The 15,643-nt window shown below is 65.4% G+C and carries 15 protein-coding genes; 4 read left to right on the forward strand and 11 right to left on the reverse strand.

Annotated elements, in window-relative coordinates; all coding sequences use genetic code 11:
- Nucleotides 1-92 precede the first annotated feature (92 nt).
- Nucleotides 93-404, reverse strand: coding sequence for a hypothetical protein (locus MnOB_RS26925; protein ID WP_077527596.1), 312 nt, complete (start codon nt 402-404; stop codon nt 93-95).
- A 194-nt stretch (nt 405-598) separates the two neighbouring features.
- On the opposite strand from MnOB_RS26925, the gene MnOB_RS26930 reads away from it, so the two are divergent.
- Both MnOB_RS26930 and MnOB_RS26935 read left to right on the forward strand, forming a co-directional pair.
- Complete coding sequence (locus MnOB_RS26930) at nt 599-1,513, forward strand: bile acid:sodium symporter family protein (RefSeq protein WP_077527597.1); 915 nt, start codon at nt 599-601, stop codon at nt 1,511-1,513.
- On the forward strand, nt 1,501-2,466 hold the full coding sequence (locus MnOB_RS26935; protein ID WP_077527598.1) for an SDR family oxidoreductase: 966 nt from the start codon (nt 1,501-1,503) through the stop codon (nt 2,464-2,466). The genes MnOB_RS26930 and MnOB_RS26935 overlap by 13 nt, the downstream gene beginning before the upstream one ends.
- Before the next feature lie 118 nt (nt 2,467-2,584).
- On the opposite strand, the gene MnOB_RS26940 is transcribed toward MnOB_RS26935, so the two are convergent.
- The 3 genes from MnOB_RS26940 to MnOB_RS26950 form a co-directional block, all read right to left on the reverse strand.
- Nucleotides 2,585-3,604, reverse strand: a complete 1,020-nt coding sequence (locus tag MnOB_RS26940) for an AraC family transcriptional regulator (protein ID WP_077527599.1) — start codon at nt 3,602-3,604, stop codon at nt 2,585-2,587.
- A gap of 45 nt (nt 3,605-3,649) precedes the next feature.
- Entirely contained in the window at nt 3,650-5,338 is a 1,689-nt protein-coding gene (locus tag MnOB_RS26945) for a Na/Pi cotransporter family protein (RefSeq protein ID WP_077527600.1), read from the reverse strand.
- A gap of 413 nt (nt 5,339-5,751) precedes the next feature.
- Nucleotides 5,752-5,967 (reverse strand): hypothetical protein, encoded by a 216-nt coding sequence (locus MnOB_RS26950; protein ID WP_234358341.1) that lies wholly within the window; start codon nt 5,965-5,967, stop codon nt 5,752-5,754.
- Nucleotides 5,968-6,240: 273 nt separating this feature from the next.
- Here MnOB_RS26950 and MnOB_RS26955 point away from each other — a divergent pair, with 273 nt between their 5' ends.
- Entirely contained in the window at nt 6,241-8,082 is a 1,842-nt protein-coding gene (locus tag MnOB_RS26955; RefSeq protein WP_077527601.1) for a C1 family peptidase, read from the forward strand.
- Between the two features lie 180 nt (nt 8,083-8,262).
- Here the strand turns inward: MnOB_RS26955 and MnOB_RS26960 are convergent, their stop codons facing one another.
- The 3 genes from MnOB_RS26960 to MnOB_RS26970 form a co-directional block, all read right to left on the reverse strand.
- Complete coding sequence (locus MnOB_RS26960) at nt 8,263-9,021, reverse strand: TerC family protein (RefSeq protein ID WP_077527602.1); 759 nt, start codon at nt 9,019-9,021, stop codon at nt 8,263-8,265.
- A 102-nt stretch (nt 9,022-9,123) separates the two neighbouring features.
- Nucleotides 9,124-10,431 carry a CitMHS family transporter gene (locus MnOB_RS26965; protein WP_077527603.1) on the reverse strand — a complete coding sequence of 436 codons (1,308 nt, stop codon included), beginning with the start codon at nt 10,429-10,431 and terminating at the stop codon, nt 9,124-9,126.
- A gap of 260 nt (nt 10,432-10,691) precedes the next feature.
- Complete coding sequence (locus MnOB_RS26970) at nt 10,692-11,591, reverse strand: AEC family transporter (protein ID WP_077527604.1); 900 nt, start codon at nt 11,589-11,591, stop codon at nt 10,692-10,694.
- A 104-nt stretch (nt 11,592-11,695) separates the two neighbouring features.
- Here MnOB_RS26970 and MnOB_RS26975 point away from each other — a divergent pair, with 104 nt between their 5' ends.
- Complete coding sequence (locus tag MnOB_RS26975) at nt 11,696-12,097, forward strand: GFA family protein (RefSeq protein ID WP_077527605.1); 402 nt, start codon at nt 11,696-11,698, stop codon at nt 12,095-12,097.
- A gap of 195 nt (nt 12,098-12,292) precedes the next feature.
- Here the strand turns inward: MnOB_RS26975 and MnOB_RS26980 are convergent, their stop codons facing one another.
- From MnOB_RS26980 to MnOB_RS26995, 4 genes are all read right to left on the reverse strand, one after another.
- On the reverse strand, nt 12,293-14,251 hold the full coding sequence (locus MnOB_RS26980) for an Lnb N-terminal periplasmic domain-containing protein (RefSeq protein WP_475120349.1): 1,959 nt from the start codon (nt 14,249-14,251) through the stop codon (nt 12,293-12,295).
- A gap of 15 nt (nt 14,252-14,266) precedes the next feature.
- Nucleotides 14,267-14,587, reverse strand: a complete 321-nt coding sequence (locus MnOB_RS26985; protein ID WP_077527607.1) for a DUF2388 domain-containing protein — start codon at nt 14,585-14,587, stop codon at nt 14,267-14,269.
- Nucleotides 14,588-14,754: 167 nt separating this feature from the next.
- Nucleotides 14,755-15,072 carry a DUF2388 domain-containing protein gene (locus tag MnOB_RS26990; protein ID WP_077527608.1) on the reverse strand — a complete coding sequence of 106 codons (318 nt, stop codon included), beginning with the start codon at nt 15,070-15,072 and terminating at the stop codon, nt 14,755-14,757.
- Nucleotides 15,073-15,202: 130 nt separating this feature from the next.
- Complete coding sequence (locus MnOB_RS26995) at nt 15,203-15,412, reverse strand: DUF1127 domain-containing protein (protein ID WP_077527609.1); 210 nt, start codon at nt 15,410-15,412, stop codon at nt 15,203-15,205.
- Between the last annotated feature and the right edge of the window lie 231 nt (nt 15,413-15,643).

The raw sequence follows: 15,643 nt of genomic DNA on the forward strand, positions 1-15,643 counted from the left end.
CCGATCACGGCGCTTTGTCTTGCAGGCCCCTTGCGTCCTGCCCGGCAAAGCCGGCTTCCGCGTTGGCGGAACCTTGCGGCCTCGTTTGTACCTCAGTCGTCGGGAGGCGGCAACTCCCCCAGCGCCTGTTCGAGGCGTTTGCGCAGGCGGCCCAGTTCACTGGAGCGGAAGGCGTGGCGGGTGCGATCCAGCACCTCCACCGCCTCCCCCAGCAGGGCGCGCAGACGGCCGGAATGGTTCAGCGGTGTGTCCTTCAGCCAGCGGCACAGTGGGGCCTTCGAGCAGTCGCTGCTGGTGGCCAGCACGGTGCATTCCAGGGCGTTGTACGTCAGCAGCTGGCGCGCCTGGTCGGCGAGCACGCGGTCATCGCTGATCAGCAGCAGGGGCGGGAGGATGCGTGGCATGGCGGGACGACCTGATATCAATTGGCCATCGACTTTATCCACGAGCCTGTGGACAAATATTGATCCGCATCAGTTGTCGCGATTGGCCACTCGCGCTGGCGATGTCGGCCACTGCCGCTCTCGGGGCGTAGGACTAAGCTGCTCTGGCCTTGCGCCGGCGAGCGGCGACAGAAGAACAACAAGAGAACCCATCGATGAACTACGACAGCAGTCAGCAACTGATTCTCGGGCTGGTGCTCGCCGCGCTGATGTTCGGCGTGGCGCTGGAGCTGCGCCTGGCCCATTTCCTCCTGGTACTGAAACGACCCCTGCCGGCCCTGGTAGGGCTGCTCTGCCAGTGCCTGCTGTTGCCCTGGATGACCCTCGTGGTCACCCTCTTCCTCGACCTGCGCCCCGGCCTGGAGCTGGGCATGCTGCTGGTGGCCGCGTGCCCGGGTGGCAACCTGTCCAACGTCATCACCCATCTGGCGCGCGGCAATACCGCGCTGTCGGTGAGCATCACCAGCCTTTCCTGCCTGTTGGCAATCATCAGCCTGCCGCTGAATTTCGCCGCGACCGCCAGCCTCAATCCGGACACCGCCGCCTTCCTCCATGGCCAGATGAGCAGCCTGGACGTCGATGCCGGCGGCATCGTCGGTGGCCTGGTCGTTTTGCTGGTGCTGCCGCTGCTTGCGGGCATGCTGGTGGGCAACCTGGCGCCGGCGTTCAGTGCCCGCGTGCTGCCCTGGTTCAAACGCTTTTCCCTGCTCGCTTTCGGCGTGTTCCTGGTGGCGGCGGCCGCGGGTAACTGGCAACTGCTGGTGGCCAACGCCGGCCTGGTGCTGCTGGTGGTGGTCGGCCACAACGCCTCCGCCCTGCTGCTGGGCTGGAGCGCCTCGCGCCTGACCGGACTGGCCGAAGCTGACCGCCGCGCGCTGACCATCGAGGTCGGCATGCAGAACTCCGGGCTCGCCCTTGGGCTGATCCTGACCCAGTTCGGCGGCCAGTTGGACATGGCCCTGGTGGCCGGCTTCTGGGGAATCTGGCACATCGTTTCCGGCCTGTTGCTGGTGGTCGTCTGGCGGCGCCGCGCGCCGCGCGTCCAGGAGGAAATGCCGTGCGCGTCCTGATCACCGGCGCGGCCGGCTTCATCGGCCAGCAGGTATTGAACGACCTCGCCACGCGCCATCCGAACTGGACCCTGGTGGCTGCGGACATCCGCCCGCTGAGCTATCAAGGGCTCAAGTCCAACATCGAGCCGGTTTCGCTGGACATCAGCCTTCCCCGCGAAGTGGGCGCCTGCGTCGAGCGCTGGAAGCCCGACGCCATCGTGCACCTGGCATCGGTGGTGACGCCGCCGCGCGGCATGAGCGAGGCGCGCCTGCACGCCATCGATGTCGGCGGTACCCGCGCCGTGCTGAATGCGGCGGTGGCCCACGGCGTAGGCCAACTGATCGTCACCAGTTCCGGCGCTGCCTATGGCTATTACCCGGAGAACGCGGAGTGGATCGACGAACAGCACCCGTTGCGCGGCCACGACCTCTTCGCCTACGCCCGTCACAAGCGCGAGGTGGAACTGCTGCTGGCCGACGCGCGCAAACAGCATCCGCAGCTGCGCCAACTGGTCCTGCGGCCCGGCACCATCCTCGGTGAGCAGGTGAATAACCAGATCACCGAACTGTTCCAGAAGCGTTCGGTGCTGGGCATCAAGGGGCATGACAGCCGCTTCGTCTTCATCTGGGACCAAGACGTGGTGGCGATCATCCGTGAAGGCCTGGAGCGCGGCGCGGGGGGTATCTACAACCTCGCCGGCGATGGCGCGCTGAGCATGGCCGAGATCGCCAGCATCCTCGGCAAACCCTACCGCCCCCTGCCGGCTGGGTTGTTGCGCACCGTCCTGGCCCTGCTCAAGCCGCTGGGCCTGACCCAGTACGGCCCGGAGCAACTGGACTTCCTCCGCTACCGCCCGGTGCTGGACAACCGTCGGCTGAAAGAAGAGTTCGGCTACCGGCCGAAGTACTCCAGCCGCGAGGCGTTTCTGGCATTTCTCAAGGCGCGGGGGATAGCGTCGAAGCTGAGCTGAATCCTTGTAGGGGCGAATTCATTCGCCAAGGGATGCGCAGCGTCCCCGCCTGATCCTGCAGGGCTGCCCTTCGGGCCGCTTGGCGAATGAATTCGCCCCTACGAAGAGCAAGAGAAGCTCAATCCCGATGCTTCTGCCGATACTCGCCCGGTGTCAGCCCGGTCCATTGGCGGAATGCGCGGAAGAACACGCTGGGCTCCGAATACCCGAGCAGCACAGCGATATCGGCGATGGGCAGGCGACCTTCCTGCAAGTGGCGCTCGGCAAGATGGCGGCGGGTGTCGTTGAGCAGGTGCTGGTAGCTGCTGCCCTCGTCCGCCAGGCGCCGTTGCAGCGTGCGTTCACTGATTCCCAGGGCTGACGCCAGGGCGCCGCGGTCGGGTTCGCCGCGCGCCAGCTGGGCGCCGAGCAGCGCGACCACCCGCGCCCGCAGCCCTTCGCTGGGCAGGCGCGCGAGCAGGGCTTCGGCATGTTGGCGCAGCACCGCCTGCAGAGGCGGGTTGGACTGTTTCAACGGGGCCGAGCGCAGCGCCAAGGGCAGCACCAGGGCGTAATCTTCCGCCTCGAACTGCAGCGGGCAGGCGAAGCACTGCTGGTAGAGCGTGGTGTCCGCCGGCGCCGGGTGCACGAAGCAGGCCCGCACCAGGCGCAGGTCCGCCAGCAGCGGACGCATCAGCTCCAGCCAGAAGACCATCAGCGCCAGCACCCGCGCGCGGGTGGCTGGCAGCTTCGGGTGCAGCGGGCGGTACAGGGTCCAGAGTTCATCGCCGCGCACTTCCAGCGCCAGGCTGCCGCCCTCTCCCACCAGACGCTGGTAGCGCAGCTCGGCCTCCAGGGCTTCGCCCAGGGTCGGGCTGCTCTGTAACAGGTAGCCGAGGACGCTGAACTGGCCGGGGGCCAGGGCACTGCCGATGGCGATGCCTGGCTCGGGGTGCGGCAGGCGGGCGTGGATGGCCGCCCAGAGCGCTTCCTGGGTGCTGAAGGGGATGCGCGCATCCGGGTCGGCTAGGCGTCTTTCGTCGAGCTGGCTGGCGCGCAGGAGTTCGTCGCGGCCAAGGCCGAGCTGGGAAGCGGCGTGCAGGATGGCCTGGGTCAGGCTGGCGCTGACCGAGGCGCTGGAGGGGTCGTGTGGCGTCATCCCCGGATTCTGCCCAAGCGGCCCGCACGCTGGGAAGAGCGAGCCTCAGCGATGGGAGCCGATTTCCGGTTCGAAATAACGTTGCGGCGCTTCCAGTGGACGCTCTTCCTCCACGTTTTCCGGGGCATCGGGGTTATCCAGTACGGCATAGGCGATGGCGCAGAACAGCGAGTTGATGCGCTTCATGTCGCTGATCAGGCCAAGGTGCAGGGCGCTGGTCTCGATGCTCTGCACCACCTGTTGGTGCAGCCGCGAGACGTGGGCGTGGGCATAGCGGCGTTCGAGGATGCGGAAGCGTTGCTTGGCCCGACGCAGGCGCTTGGCGTTTTCCTGGTCGCCGTTGAGGAACACCGACAGCGACAGGCGCAGGTTTTCCACCAGCTGGTCGTGGAGATTGACGATCTCCCCTAGCCCCTCTTCAGAGAAGGCGCGGCCCTGGGCCCTGTTCTTGCTCTGCACGTCGTCGAGCATGCGCTCGATGATGTCGCCGGCCTGTTCCAGGTTGATGGTCAGCTCGATGATCTCGGCCCAACGACGGCTGTCGCGCTCGGCCAGATCCTCGCGGGGCATGCGTGCCAAGTAGAGTTTGATGGCGGTGTAGAGCGCGTCGATATCGTCGTCCAGGCGGTGGATGTCCTTGCCCAGCACCGGGTCTCCGCCGCGCAGGAGATGCAGCAGGTTGTTCAGCATCTGCTCGACGATATCGCCCATCCGCAGGGTTTCACGCACTGCATTGGCCAGGGCCAGGCTCGGAGTATCCAGGGCCGCCGGATCCAGATGGCGCGGTTTGGCAATATCGTCCGGCTGCGGACGCTCCGGCAGCAGCCAGTTGCACAGGCGCGCCATCGGCACCGTCAGGGGCAGGCAGAGTGCGCAGCGCACGCTGTTGTAGAGCAGGTGGAAGGCGATCACCAGTTCGGCATTGGAAATGGGCCAGGTGTCGATCCAGCTGGCCAGGGGACCGACCATGGGCAACACGAGCATGCAGCCGGCGAGCTTGAACGCCAGGCTGCCCACGGCCACTCGGCGCCCGGCGGGGTTCTGCAGGCTGCTGCTGAGCAGGGCGAGGATGCCGCTTCCGAGGTTGGCGCCGATCACCAGGCAGAGCGCCACCTTGAGGGAGATCACCTTGGAGGCGGCCAGCGTGGCGGTGAGCAGCACGGCGGCCAGGCTGGAGTAGGAAATCATCGCGAACAACGCGCCGGTCAGGGCGTCCAGCAGCACATCGCCGGTCAGCGAGGAGAAGAGCACCTTCACGCCCTTGGCGGTGGTGATGGGTTCGGCGGCAGCGATGATCAGCTGCAGGGCGAGGATGATCAGTCCGAGCCCGATGCCGACCCGTCCGAGCTGCCCCAGGCGAGTCTGTTTGCGGGAGAGGAAGAAGATCACCCCGAAGAAGATCAGCAGCGGCGAAAGCCATGACAGGTCCAGGGTCAGCACTCGCGCCATCAGCGCCGTGCCGACATCGGCGCCCAGCATGATGGCCAGTGCAGGGGCCAGCAGCATCAACCCCTGCGCGACGAAGGAGCTGACCAGAAGGGCGGTGGCATTGCTGCTCTGCACCAGGGCCGTGACGCCGATGCCGGCGGCGAACGCCATGGGTGGGCGGTGCACGCTGCGACTGAGCAGGCGGCGCAGGTTGGCGCCGTATACGCGGAGGATGCCCGTTCGCACGATGTGCGTGCCCCAGATGAGCAAGGCGACGGCCGAGAGCAGATTGAGCAGCGTCAGCATGGTGGCCCTCCTGGCGATCTTGAAGGCCGCCGTATCCATGCGCAGGAAAACGGCGGCGCGGTCAGGCGTTGGGTAACACGATTGTCTTTGGACCTTCATGGTCCTGGCTGATTGCAGCTATTTGCCTGACGGGTATGGCACCTGATGACAAGTAAAGACGCTTTCAGGCCATTTTGCTCATTACCGATCAATGGCTTGGCGCAGCAAGCTGAGGTGATTTCAATGGGGTTTCGCAGATGCGCGTCACCTGTGACGCCAACGGTGCGGGGTGGAGCGATGCTTCGTTGGGCCTCGCTCCTCTCGGACCAGCCTGCGGGCTACGGGCCACTATGCAGCCATTTGCGAATGAATACGCCCCCACAAACAAAAAGCCCGGCATCCGCCGGGCTTTGAGGGTTTGCAGCGAGTCGCGATCAGCTGACGCGCTGGGCTTGCAGCAGGCGATCGGAGCCACCTTCGGCCACGCGGTCCAGGACCATGAAGCTGCCTTCGGCGGCAACCGGTTCGACGACCTGGATGTAGGCGCCTTCCTTCGACTCGCCCAGCACCGGCTGGGAGTCGGACGGCAGGGCGAAGACACTGGTGCTCAGGCTGGCGATGAACAGGGCGGCGAAGGCGTGGGTTTTCATGATCGTGGGCTCCTCGAAGGGGCTGGAAACTGGGTACGAAGCCAATCTTACGGATGGGGCGTCGATTAAAAAGTGATCACGCCAGATAGAGAACATCAACGTCGTTGATGATTTCGAAAGTCACTATTAATCAGCCACTTGCTGATGTTTCAGGCAAGACGCTGGCCGCATCGGGGACGACGGGTTCGTACCACCATTCGTCAGCAATCCCACCGGGGCGTCGAAAGCGGTCAATCCTTCCTGTGTCGCCCGGACCCGCACAGGGAGGTCAGCATGGCCAAGCGCACCGCCCCGACAAAGCCCCGCAGGAAGGCTGCGACCAAGCGGCTGGATGTTCGCCGCGACTCCATGGATTTTCGCGACCTCACTTACTCCGCATCCCTGACACCGCTGCCGGACGAGCTGTTCCCGGACTGGCAGTTGCTGTACATCCTCGACCAGGGTGAGGAAGGCGCCTGTACCGGGTTCGGCCTGGCGGCGGCGATCAACTACCTGCGCAGCCGGCGCGAACTACCCGGTCGGGTCAGTCCGGAGATGCTCTTTGCCATGGCCAGGCGCTACGACCAGTGGCCGGGAGAGAACTACGACTTCAGCAGCGCCCGAGGCGCCATGAAGGGATGGCACAAGCATGGTGTCTGCCAGGAAGGCAGTTGGCCCGCCATAGGCGGCCTGACCCCGGTGATTCAGCAGGAGGCGCTGGATATTCCACTGGGCGCGTATTTCCGGGTCTTCTCGCGGATCAACGATGTCCAGGCGGCCTTGCGTGATGTCGGCGTGCTATTTGCCTCAGCGCGTACCCACGAGGGCTGGCGTTCGCCCCGGCGTGGCGTGATCGACTGGAAACCGGATGCGCTGGACGTCGGCGGCGGACATGCCTTCGCCATCGTCGGCTACACCCGTGACGGCTTCCTGGTGCAGAACTCCTGGGGCCCGGACTGGGGCGGCTTCCGCCAGGGCAAGGCCACGTACGATGGGGTGGCGCTGTGGAGCTACGCCGATTTCGAGGCGAATGTCTGGGACGTGTGGGTGGCCCAACTGGGCGTTGCGGTCAACCATGGCGTCACCGATACCGCCACCCGCTATGTGTCCGATGGCGGCACCGCGCGGCTGGCCCTGCAAGGCCCGCCCCAGGAGGCGATTTATCTGCACTACCTGCACATCGACGATGGCCGCTTCGACGGCCTGGGCCAGTACGCCTCGGACCTGACCCAGCTGGACGCCATCATCGAAGAGCTGCAGCACAGCAAGCCGCAGCACCTGCTGCTCTACGCCCATGGCGGGCTGAACAGCGTGAACGGTTCGGCCATGCGTGCCTTCAAGTGGCGGCCGGCGTACCGCGATAACGGCGTGCACGAACTCCACTTCATCTGGGAGACCGGACTGCTGGCCGAGCTGGGCGACATTCTGCTCAGCAAGCTGCCGCTGGTAGGCGAACGCGTGGGGTCGGTGAGCTCCTGGTGGGACAACCAGGTGGAGAGCCTGGTGCAGCCCGCCGGCTTCGCGCTCTGGCAGGAGATGAAGCTGGATGCCGAGCGCGCCTTCCACAAGGGCGCGGCGGGCACGCTGGCGCTGCAACGCCTGATCGGCTGGCTGGCGGCCCAGGGCGCGGCTGCACCCAAGGTGCATCTGGTGGGCCATAGCGCCGGCTCCATCTGGCATGCGCATCTGTTGCAGGTCTGGCAGGCGTTGAATGGCCCAACCATCGACAACCTGGTGCTGTTCGCCCCGGCCTGCACCTTGGAGCTGTACCAGTCGACCTTCCTCAAAACGCTGGGAAAAGGCATTCGCCAGCAGACTCTGTTCGTACTGTCGGATCAGGCCGAGCAGGAGGACAACGTCGCCAGCGTCTATCGCAAATCACTGCTTTACCTGGTGTCCAATGCCCTGGAGGACAAGCAGCGACGGGTATCACTGCTGGGCATGCAGAAATTCCAGCCGCCCCAGCAGCCACCGGGCAGCACCCTGATCGTGGCCGATACCGGCAGCCCGGTCAGCCGAAGCACCAGCCACGGCGGTTTCGACAACGACCTGCAGACCATGGACAGCCTGCTGAGGCTGGTGCTGGGTGGCGGCAGCTTCCGAGGGTTCAAGGCGGATGAATTGAAGGGGTACTGACGTGGAGCCGGCGGGGTAGCTTTTTTGTAGGGGCGAATTCATTCGCCATGGGCTGCGCAGCAGCCCCCTGCGCATGTATTGGCAGACCTTCGGCCTGCTTGGCGAACGAATTCGCCCCTACACGTAAGCCGTGCGCAATGAAAAACGGGGCCATCTGGCCCCGTTCTTCATTGCTTCGGCTTACTGCCCAGGAATGTCCTTGCGCAGTTTCACCGGATCTTCCTTGCGACCGCGAGCGATGCGCATGCGGATGTTGAGCGCCTCGACGGCCAGGGAGAAGGCCATGGCGAAGTAGACGTAGCCTTTCGGCACGTGGACTTCGAAGGACTCGGCGATCAGCACGGTACCGACCACGACCAGGAAGGCCAGGGCCAGCATCTTCAGGCTCGGGTGCTTGTCGATGAAGTCGCTGATGGTGCCAGCGGCCAGCATCATCACCAGCACGGCAACGATGATCGCGGCGACCATCACCGGCACGTGGGAAACCATGCCGACGGCAGTGATCACCGAGTCCAGCGAGAACACGATGTCGATGATGGCGATCTGGATGATGGTGCCGATGAAGTTGCGCGCCGCGCCCGAAGGCTGCTCGCCGGATTCATCTTCGCCTTCCAGGCTGTGATACATCTCGGTGGTGCTCTTCCACAGCAGGAACAGGCCGCCGAAGAAGAGGATCAGGTCACGGCCGGAGATCCCCTGGCCGAACAGTTCGAAGAGGTCGTTGGTGAGCCGCATGATCCAGGTGATGGAGAGCAGCAGCAGGATACGGGTGATCATCGCCAGCGCCAGGCCGAAGAAGCGCGTGCGTGCCTGCATATGCGGGGGCATGCGGGCCACGAGGATGGCGATCATGATGATGTTGTCGATGCCCAGGACGATTTCCAGGGCGGTCAGGGTGAAGAAGGCGACCCAGATTTCCGGGCTGGTCAGCCATTCCATGATGCGTTGATCCTCGTGAGTTTCTTGGTATGGGATGGAGTACGAACAAGCCGGAAGGAGCTTACGCAGATTCCGGCTTGAGCGAATGTCAGTTAGCGACTCTCAGTGTGATCCGAAGAGCGGGAACACACCCAGCAGCAGGGCGGCGAGGAGGATACACAGACAAATCATCACCGCCCACTTCAACGTGAAGCGCTGGTGGTCGCCGAACTCCACCTTGGCCAGGCCCACCAGCAGGTAGGTGGAGGGTACCAGCGGACTCAGCAGATGCACCGGCTGGCCTACGATAGACGCTCTCGCCATCTCCACCGGGCTGATGCCGTAATGGCTTGCCGCCTCGGCCAGAACCGGTAACACGCCGTAATAAAAAGCGTCGTTGGACATGAAGAAGGTGAACGGCATGCTGACGATCGCCGTGATCACCGCCATGTAAGGGCCCATCGACGGCGGGATGACCGCCAGCAGGCTCTTGGACATGGCTTCCACCATGCCGGTGCCGGACAGGATGCCGGTGAAGATGCCCGCGGCGAAGATCAGGCCAACGACCGCCAGGACGTTGCCGGCATGGGCCGCAACGCGCTCCTTCTGCTGCTGCAGGCAGGGGTAGTTGATGATCATGGCGATGCTGAAGGCGATCATGAACAGCACCGGCAACGGCAGCAGACCGGCGATCAGGGTCGCCATCAGCGCGGCGGTTAGCGCTGCGTTCACCCACAGCAGCTTGGGCCGGCGGGCTTCCGGGAACTGCGAAACGCTGATCTCGTCATGGTTGACCTGGTCATCCGGCAGGTGCAGCACGCCAAGGCGGGCGCGCTCGCGTTTGCCATAGGCCCAGGCGAGCCCGAACAGGGCGACGGCGCCGGCGATCATGGCCGGGATCATCGGGACGAAGATGTCCGACGGGTCCACGTGCAAGGCGCTTGCGGCGCGGGCGGTGGGGCCGCCCCAGGGGGTCATGTTCATGATGCCGCCGGCGAGGATGATCAGGCCGGCCATGATCAGCGGGCTCATGCCCAGGCGGCTGTACAGCGGCAGCAGGGCGGCGACGCAGATCATGTAGGTGGTGGCGCCGTCGCCGTCGAGGGAGACGATCAGGGCCAGGGCGGCGGTGCCCATGGACACTTTCAGCGGATCACCCTTCACCAGCTTGAGGATCTTGCGCACGGCCGGATCGAACAGGCCGGAGTCGATCATCAGGGCGAAATAGAGGATGGCGAACATCAGCATCACGCCGGTGGGGGCGAGCTTGCCGATGCCTTCCAGCATCATCGGGCCGATGCCCGCGGCGAAGCCGCCGATCAGGGCGAAAGTGATGGGGACGATGATCAGGGCGATTAGGGCGGACAGGCGCTTGGTCATGATCAGGTACATGAAGCAGATGACCATGGCGAAGCCGAGCAGAGTCAGCATGGCGGTTCTCCGGGCGTGATTCGGGCGGGCGGGAGGAAATCAGCGCTGGGCCGAAGACGTGCAGAGAGCGGACGGAGGAGTGCCGGGCAGGCAGCGGGAGCAGAGCATGTCGATCACCAATCTTGTTGTTGTCGGGTTACCGGTCTGGTGCCGGTAGTGGGGCGGATGCTAAGCCCGCAACCTTTCAGCCAGCTTTCGGCGGTGATCGGTACCGATTACGCGGCTATTTGTCGACGAACGGCGGACAGGCCGCCGGGACGTCAGCTGGCCAGGGTGCGCATCACCAGCAGCAGGCTGCCGGCGGCGAGCAGGGTCTGCAGGGTGATGATGCCGGCCATCAGGTGGCTGTCGCCGCCGAGCTGGCGGGTCAGCACGTACGCCGTGGGGGCGGTGGGCAGGGCGAAGAACAGCACCAGGATGCTGCTTTCCATGGCGGGCAAGCCGAGCAGGCGGGCGACGGCGAAGGCAAGGACGGGCATGGCCAGTAGACGCAGGGTGCAGTTCCAGGCGAGGGCCGGGACTTCGCCAGCCAGTTCCTGCGGACGCAGCGCCGCACCGACGCAGAGCAGGCCCAGCGGCAGGCTGGCCACTGCCAGCAGGTTGAGCAGGCGGTCGGTGCCGCCGGGCAGGCCGAGTCCGGCGAGGTTGACCAGCGCGCCGGCCAGGCAGGCGAGGATCAGCGGGTTCTTCGCCATCGGCAACAGCAGGCTCACGCCGCGTTCGGCGGTTAGCGCCCAGACCGACATCAGGTTCACCGTTGGCACCATCAGGGCCAGCAGCAGCGCGGCCATCGCCAGCCCGTCTTTGCCATAGAGGCTGCCGATGGCCGCCAGGCCGAGGTAGGTGTTGAAACGCAGGATGCCCTGGGTGATCGCGCCGAAGCGCGCCGCCGGCCAGCCCAGCAGCCGTCGCGCCAGGAGCAGGGCGGTCCAGCCGATGCCGAGGGCGAGGAACACCGCCAGGGCCAGGCGCGGCAGCGCCGGGTTGTCGAGCGGCGCGGTGGCCAGGCTACTGAAGAGCAGTGCGGGGAAGAGGATGAAGTAGTTCAGGCGCTCGGCGGCGGGCCAGAAGGCTTCGCCGGGGAAGTCCCAGCGGCGCAGCAGGTAGCCGCCGATGATCAGCGCGAAGAGCGGCCAGAGGGCTTCGAGAAGGGTCAGCACGGCGACGTCCGGGTCAGCTGGGGCATTCCATCTTCAGGTCAGGATCAGTGGCATGCAACCGCCTGCTAGGGTGAAAGACAGCGCTCAAGCCGGAGACCACCATCATGGCTGAACTCCATACCGGCGGCTGTCATTGCGGGCAGCTGCGTTATGCCGTCGAAGCATCCCTGGGCGATGTCGCCCATTGCCATTGCTCGATCTGTCGGCGCACCACCGGCGGCATCGTCACCACCTGGGCCACGGTGCCGCTGGCGAGCTTCCGCTGGACGAGCGGAACGCCCGCCGAGTACGCCTCATCCGCGAGCTGCATCCGCTACTTCTGCCCGCGATGCAGCAGCCAGCTGGCGCTGTTCACCAGCCTCAGCCCCGGCACCCTGGACCTCACTATCGCCACCCTCGACCAACCCGAGGCGGTTACCCCCAACCGGCATATCTGGGTGAAGAGCCGCTTGCCCTGGCTGAGTCTGGACCCGCAGTTGCCGGAGGAGGATGAGGAGCAGCTGTGAGTCTGGAGGCGCCTGCGTAGGGTGTGCTGCGCGCACCGGAATTTTCGCACGGGGTGTCGGTGCGCGCGGCGCACCCTACGAAATTGTCCGACTGCGACGGAGCTCTCGTAGGTTGGGTAGAGCTCCGCGAAACCCAACGGTCCGAGCGTGGAATCGTTGGGCTTCGCTTCGCTCTGCGCCAACCTACGGCGTGCGTTACGGAAGGACCAGGCCGCCGGCATCCTTGTGCAACTGGCGCAGGTGCGCGCCGATGGCCTTGAGGTTGGCCTCGGTGGCGTTCAGTTCTGCCATGCGTTGCGGTTCCAGCAGGCTGCGGACTTCGCGGTCGAGGTCATCGCTGAGCTTGTGCATGGTCTGCTGGCGGCTGCTGCTTTCGGCCTCCAGGCGCTGCCATTCCGCGCTTTGCGGCAGGCCGTAGCCACCTTGCAGCAGTTCAGCGGGGCGGCTGAGGAACCCGCTGTTGGCGAGCATCTGTTCCAGGGTCCCGCCCGCCTTGGCGAAACGGGTTTGCCCGGCCTGCTCGCGGGAGCTGAGATAGTTGCGCTTGAGTTCGTCCTGGGCCAGCAGGAGCTGGCGGCGCTGGGCGGCCTGCTCCAGCAGGAGCAGGGCGGCGCTGGCACGCAGGTCGGCCTTGTCGAACCAGGGGCGACGTTGCTCGGCGGTAAGCTCCAGCCAGTCCTCGACTTCTTTCTGGGGCACGTCGAGGCGCTCGCGGAGAATCTTGAACATGGCCTGGTAGCGGTCACGGAAGGAGTCGAAGCGATACCCCAGGCGCAGCGCTTCCTTGGGATCGTCCAGCGGGGTGCGGTCAGCGACACCGCGGCCTTCCAGCAGCTTGAGCAGGCCGTTGGGCATGATGCTGTCGAGATCGCGCAGCGCCGGGTGGTCGGTTCCGCTGCGCAGCAGCTTGAGGGTTTCCACCGCGCAGTTGTTGGAGAGGAACCAGTAGTCGCCGTCGTAGCTCCAGTGCATCTCCGCGGCGTGCTCGACCAGGGCTTCCACTTCCTCGCGGCTGAGCTTGAGCGGCACTGACGCCAGACTGCGCAGTTCCACCTTGGTGTATTCCTCGATCACCTGGTGCAGCGGCAGCACGAACAGGCGGGAAGGGTAGGCGCCGGTGAGGCCGTCCCAGCTCGACAGTTGCACGTCGCCGACGAAGGCGCGGTAGGACAGCACCAGATGCTGGTCGAGGTCGAGGCGGCAGTCCGGCCCACGCGGGCGGCCAGGGGCGCAGATCACCAGGCGCAGCATGCTGTGACCCCAGCGGCTCACCCAGTTCTGATTGGCTTCGGCAAACAGGTAGTCGACTTCGTAGACACGATCCGGGTCGAGTTTGCCCAGGGGCTGCTTGCCGAAGTCTCGACCGGCATTGAGGTAGGCGTAGCCGTCGTTGCAGCTGGTCTGCTGTTCAGGAGCCCAGCCGAAATGTTCGCGGTAGTAGCGGTAGAGCGCCGGGCGGCGGCAGGCGTAGGCCGGATCGAGGAGGAAATACTCCATGTTCACCGCGACGAATTCGCGGGCGTTCTTCAGCTCGTAGATGTCCGGGCTGCGTGCCACCTGGTGGTTGTCCCGCTCGCGCTGGCCGCGCTTGCCGACGTACTGCGGCCAGCCGGCGAGGTCGAGCAGGCGCGGGTCGTCGCTCAGGGTGAAGCGGCGTTCTGTCTGGCCCCGGCAGTCGCCGGGCAGGCCCACTCGGCCGTTGCTGGATGCCTGGTTGCGACAGCGGAACTGTTGCGTCTTTTCGGCGGGGGACCAGAGGCGCGCACGGTCGTAGAGATGGGTCAACTCGTGCAACACGGTGGCGAGCATTTCGCGGCGTACCGTGCCGTGGACGCGCGCGGTCTTTTGCGTTGCCGCCGAGCCGTCGGTTAGGCCGGTCAGCAGGTTGCGGTTGAGCACCAGGGCATCGAAACGGGTAGCGCGGCCGTAGCCATTCTCGGGCAGGTCATCGCTCCAGCCTACCTTGACGCTCCGGTCCAGGTGCTGGACGAAAGTCGGCGGCAGGGCGGCGAGTGCTTCATCAAGGAGCTGCTGGCTGGCCTGGCGCTGGGCCGTGGTGAGCCCTTCGTCGTCCAGCACCAGACGCAATTCAGCCTGGGCACTGCCTGCCAGTAGCAGGGCACCCAGGCCGATACGGCGAAACCAGGTATTCAGGGGCTGATGCTCGGGTCAGAGGGCGACGATGGTTTCCGCCAGTGCCAGGTCGCTGGCCTCGCGGGCTTGCGGGAACTGTTCGCGCAGGGCGGAGAAGGCCGCTTCCAACTGGGCACCACGAATATCGCCAGCGCTGGCGACGAAGCTGGCGGCGTCTTCACGGGCAGCCATGACCACTTTCATGTCACGGATCGACGTCGTGGTGTCGGAAGTGAAGTCGAGGGTGCGGTCCAGCGCGCGGACGATGATGTTGCTGGTCGCCACCAGGGTCTGGGCCTGTGCGGCACCGGCTACGAGGAAAAGGGCGATGGCTGCAACAGACAACGAGCGGCGCATGAAAGCTCTCCGAAGGAAATTTCTAAGGTATTGGACGGAAATACCCTTCGGCAGTTCTCTGCCGCGGGCACAGGGCGCGCAGGTTAGCGGAATGGACGGACGAGGGCCAGGCGCTGCGGGGCATGCAGGCCGATGGACCGCGCAATGCGCGGCCCCGGAGTGTGCCGTCAGAGGGTGAGGATGGCCTGGGCCAGTTGGAGGTCGCTGGCAGCCAGCTGCGGCTGGGTGGAGCGGATGTGCTTGAACGCGGCTTCCAGCTGGGCACCCCGGATATCGCCGGAGCTGGCAACGAAGCTGGCGGCATCGTCACGGGCTGCGAGCACGATCTTGTCATCCTTGAAGGAAGAGGTGACATCGGACGTGGCATCGGAGGTGGCCGCGACGGCGTTGACGACGGCGTCAGTGGTTACCACGAAGCTGGTGGCCGATGCGCTGGTGGCGAGCGCCAACAGGGCGGCGGCGCTGAGTAGGCGAAGAGTGGTCATGGGGGGCTCCTTTTTACAGACCAGTGCGGCAGCGCGAGAAGCGCTGCCGGCTGGGGAAAAGCCTAGTCAAAGTGACGCTTGCGGGCCAGTGCTGGCCAGGAGCCTGCCAGCCCACCGGCGGACGTCGCTGTCAGCGCCAGAAGGGACGCTCCAGTTCCTGGTAGCGGTCGCTCGGACTGATACCCACATCTGCCAGCGCGCGCGGGTCCAGCTGTGCGAGCTGGTGCCGGGTGCGGGCATTGCGCCGCCACAGGGCAATGGTGGCGAACAGGCGCAGGTACCAGTGGGTACGCGGCAGGCTGGTCTGCAAGTGGGCGGAGGCAGTGAGGGTGCGGTCCATGGCGCTCTTCCTTCCCGCGGCAGGGCGGGGATGGGTTATGGAAGGTCATGATCCCGTTCTGCAGGAAGACTGTGCAGTCACAGCGAGGTTGAATTGTGCTGTAGCAGATGTGTTTTAGTGGCAACTGTATCGGTCTGATCCGATTCAGCTGTGTCGGAATCACTGAAGGCCTGAGCCATAGGGTGCGCTGCGTGTTCAGCCGGGGGACATAGGTAACGGGTGTCGGGAGAC

Source organism: Metapseudomonas resinovorans (genome assembly GCF_002003485.1).
Lineage (GTDB): Bacteria > Pseudomonadota > Gammaproteobacteria > Pseudomonadales > Pseudomonadaceae > Metapseudomonas > Metapseudomonas resinovorans_D.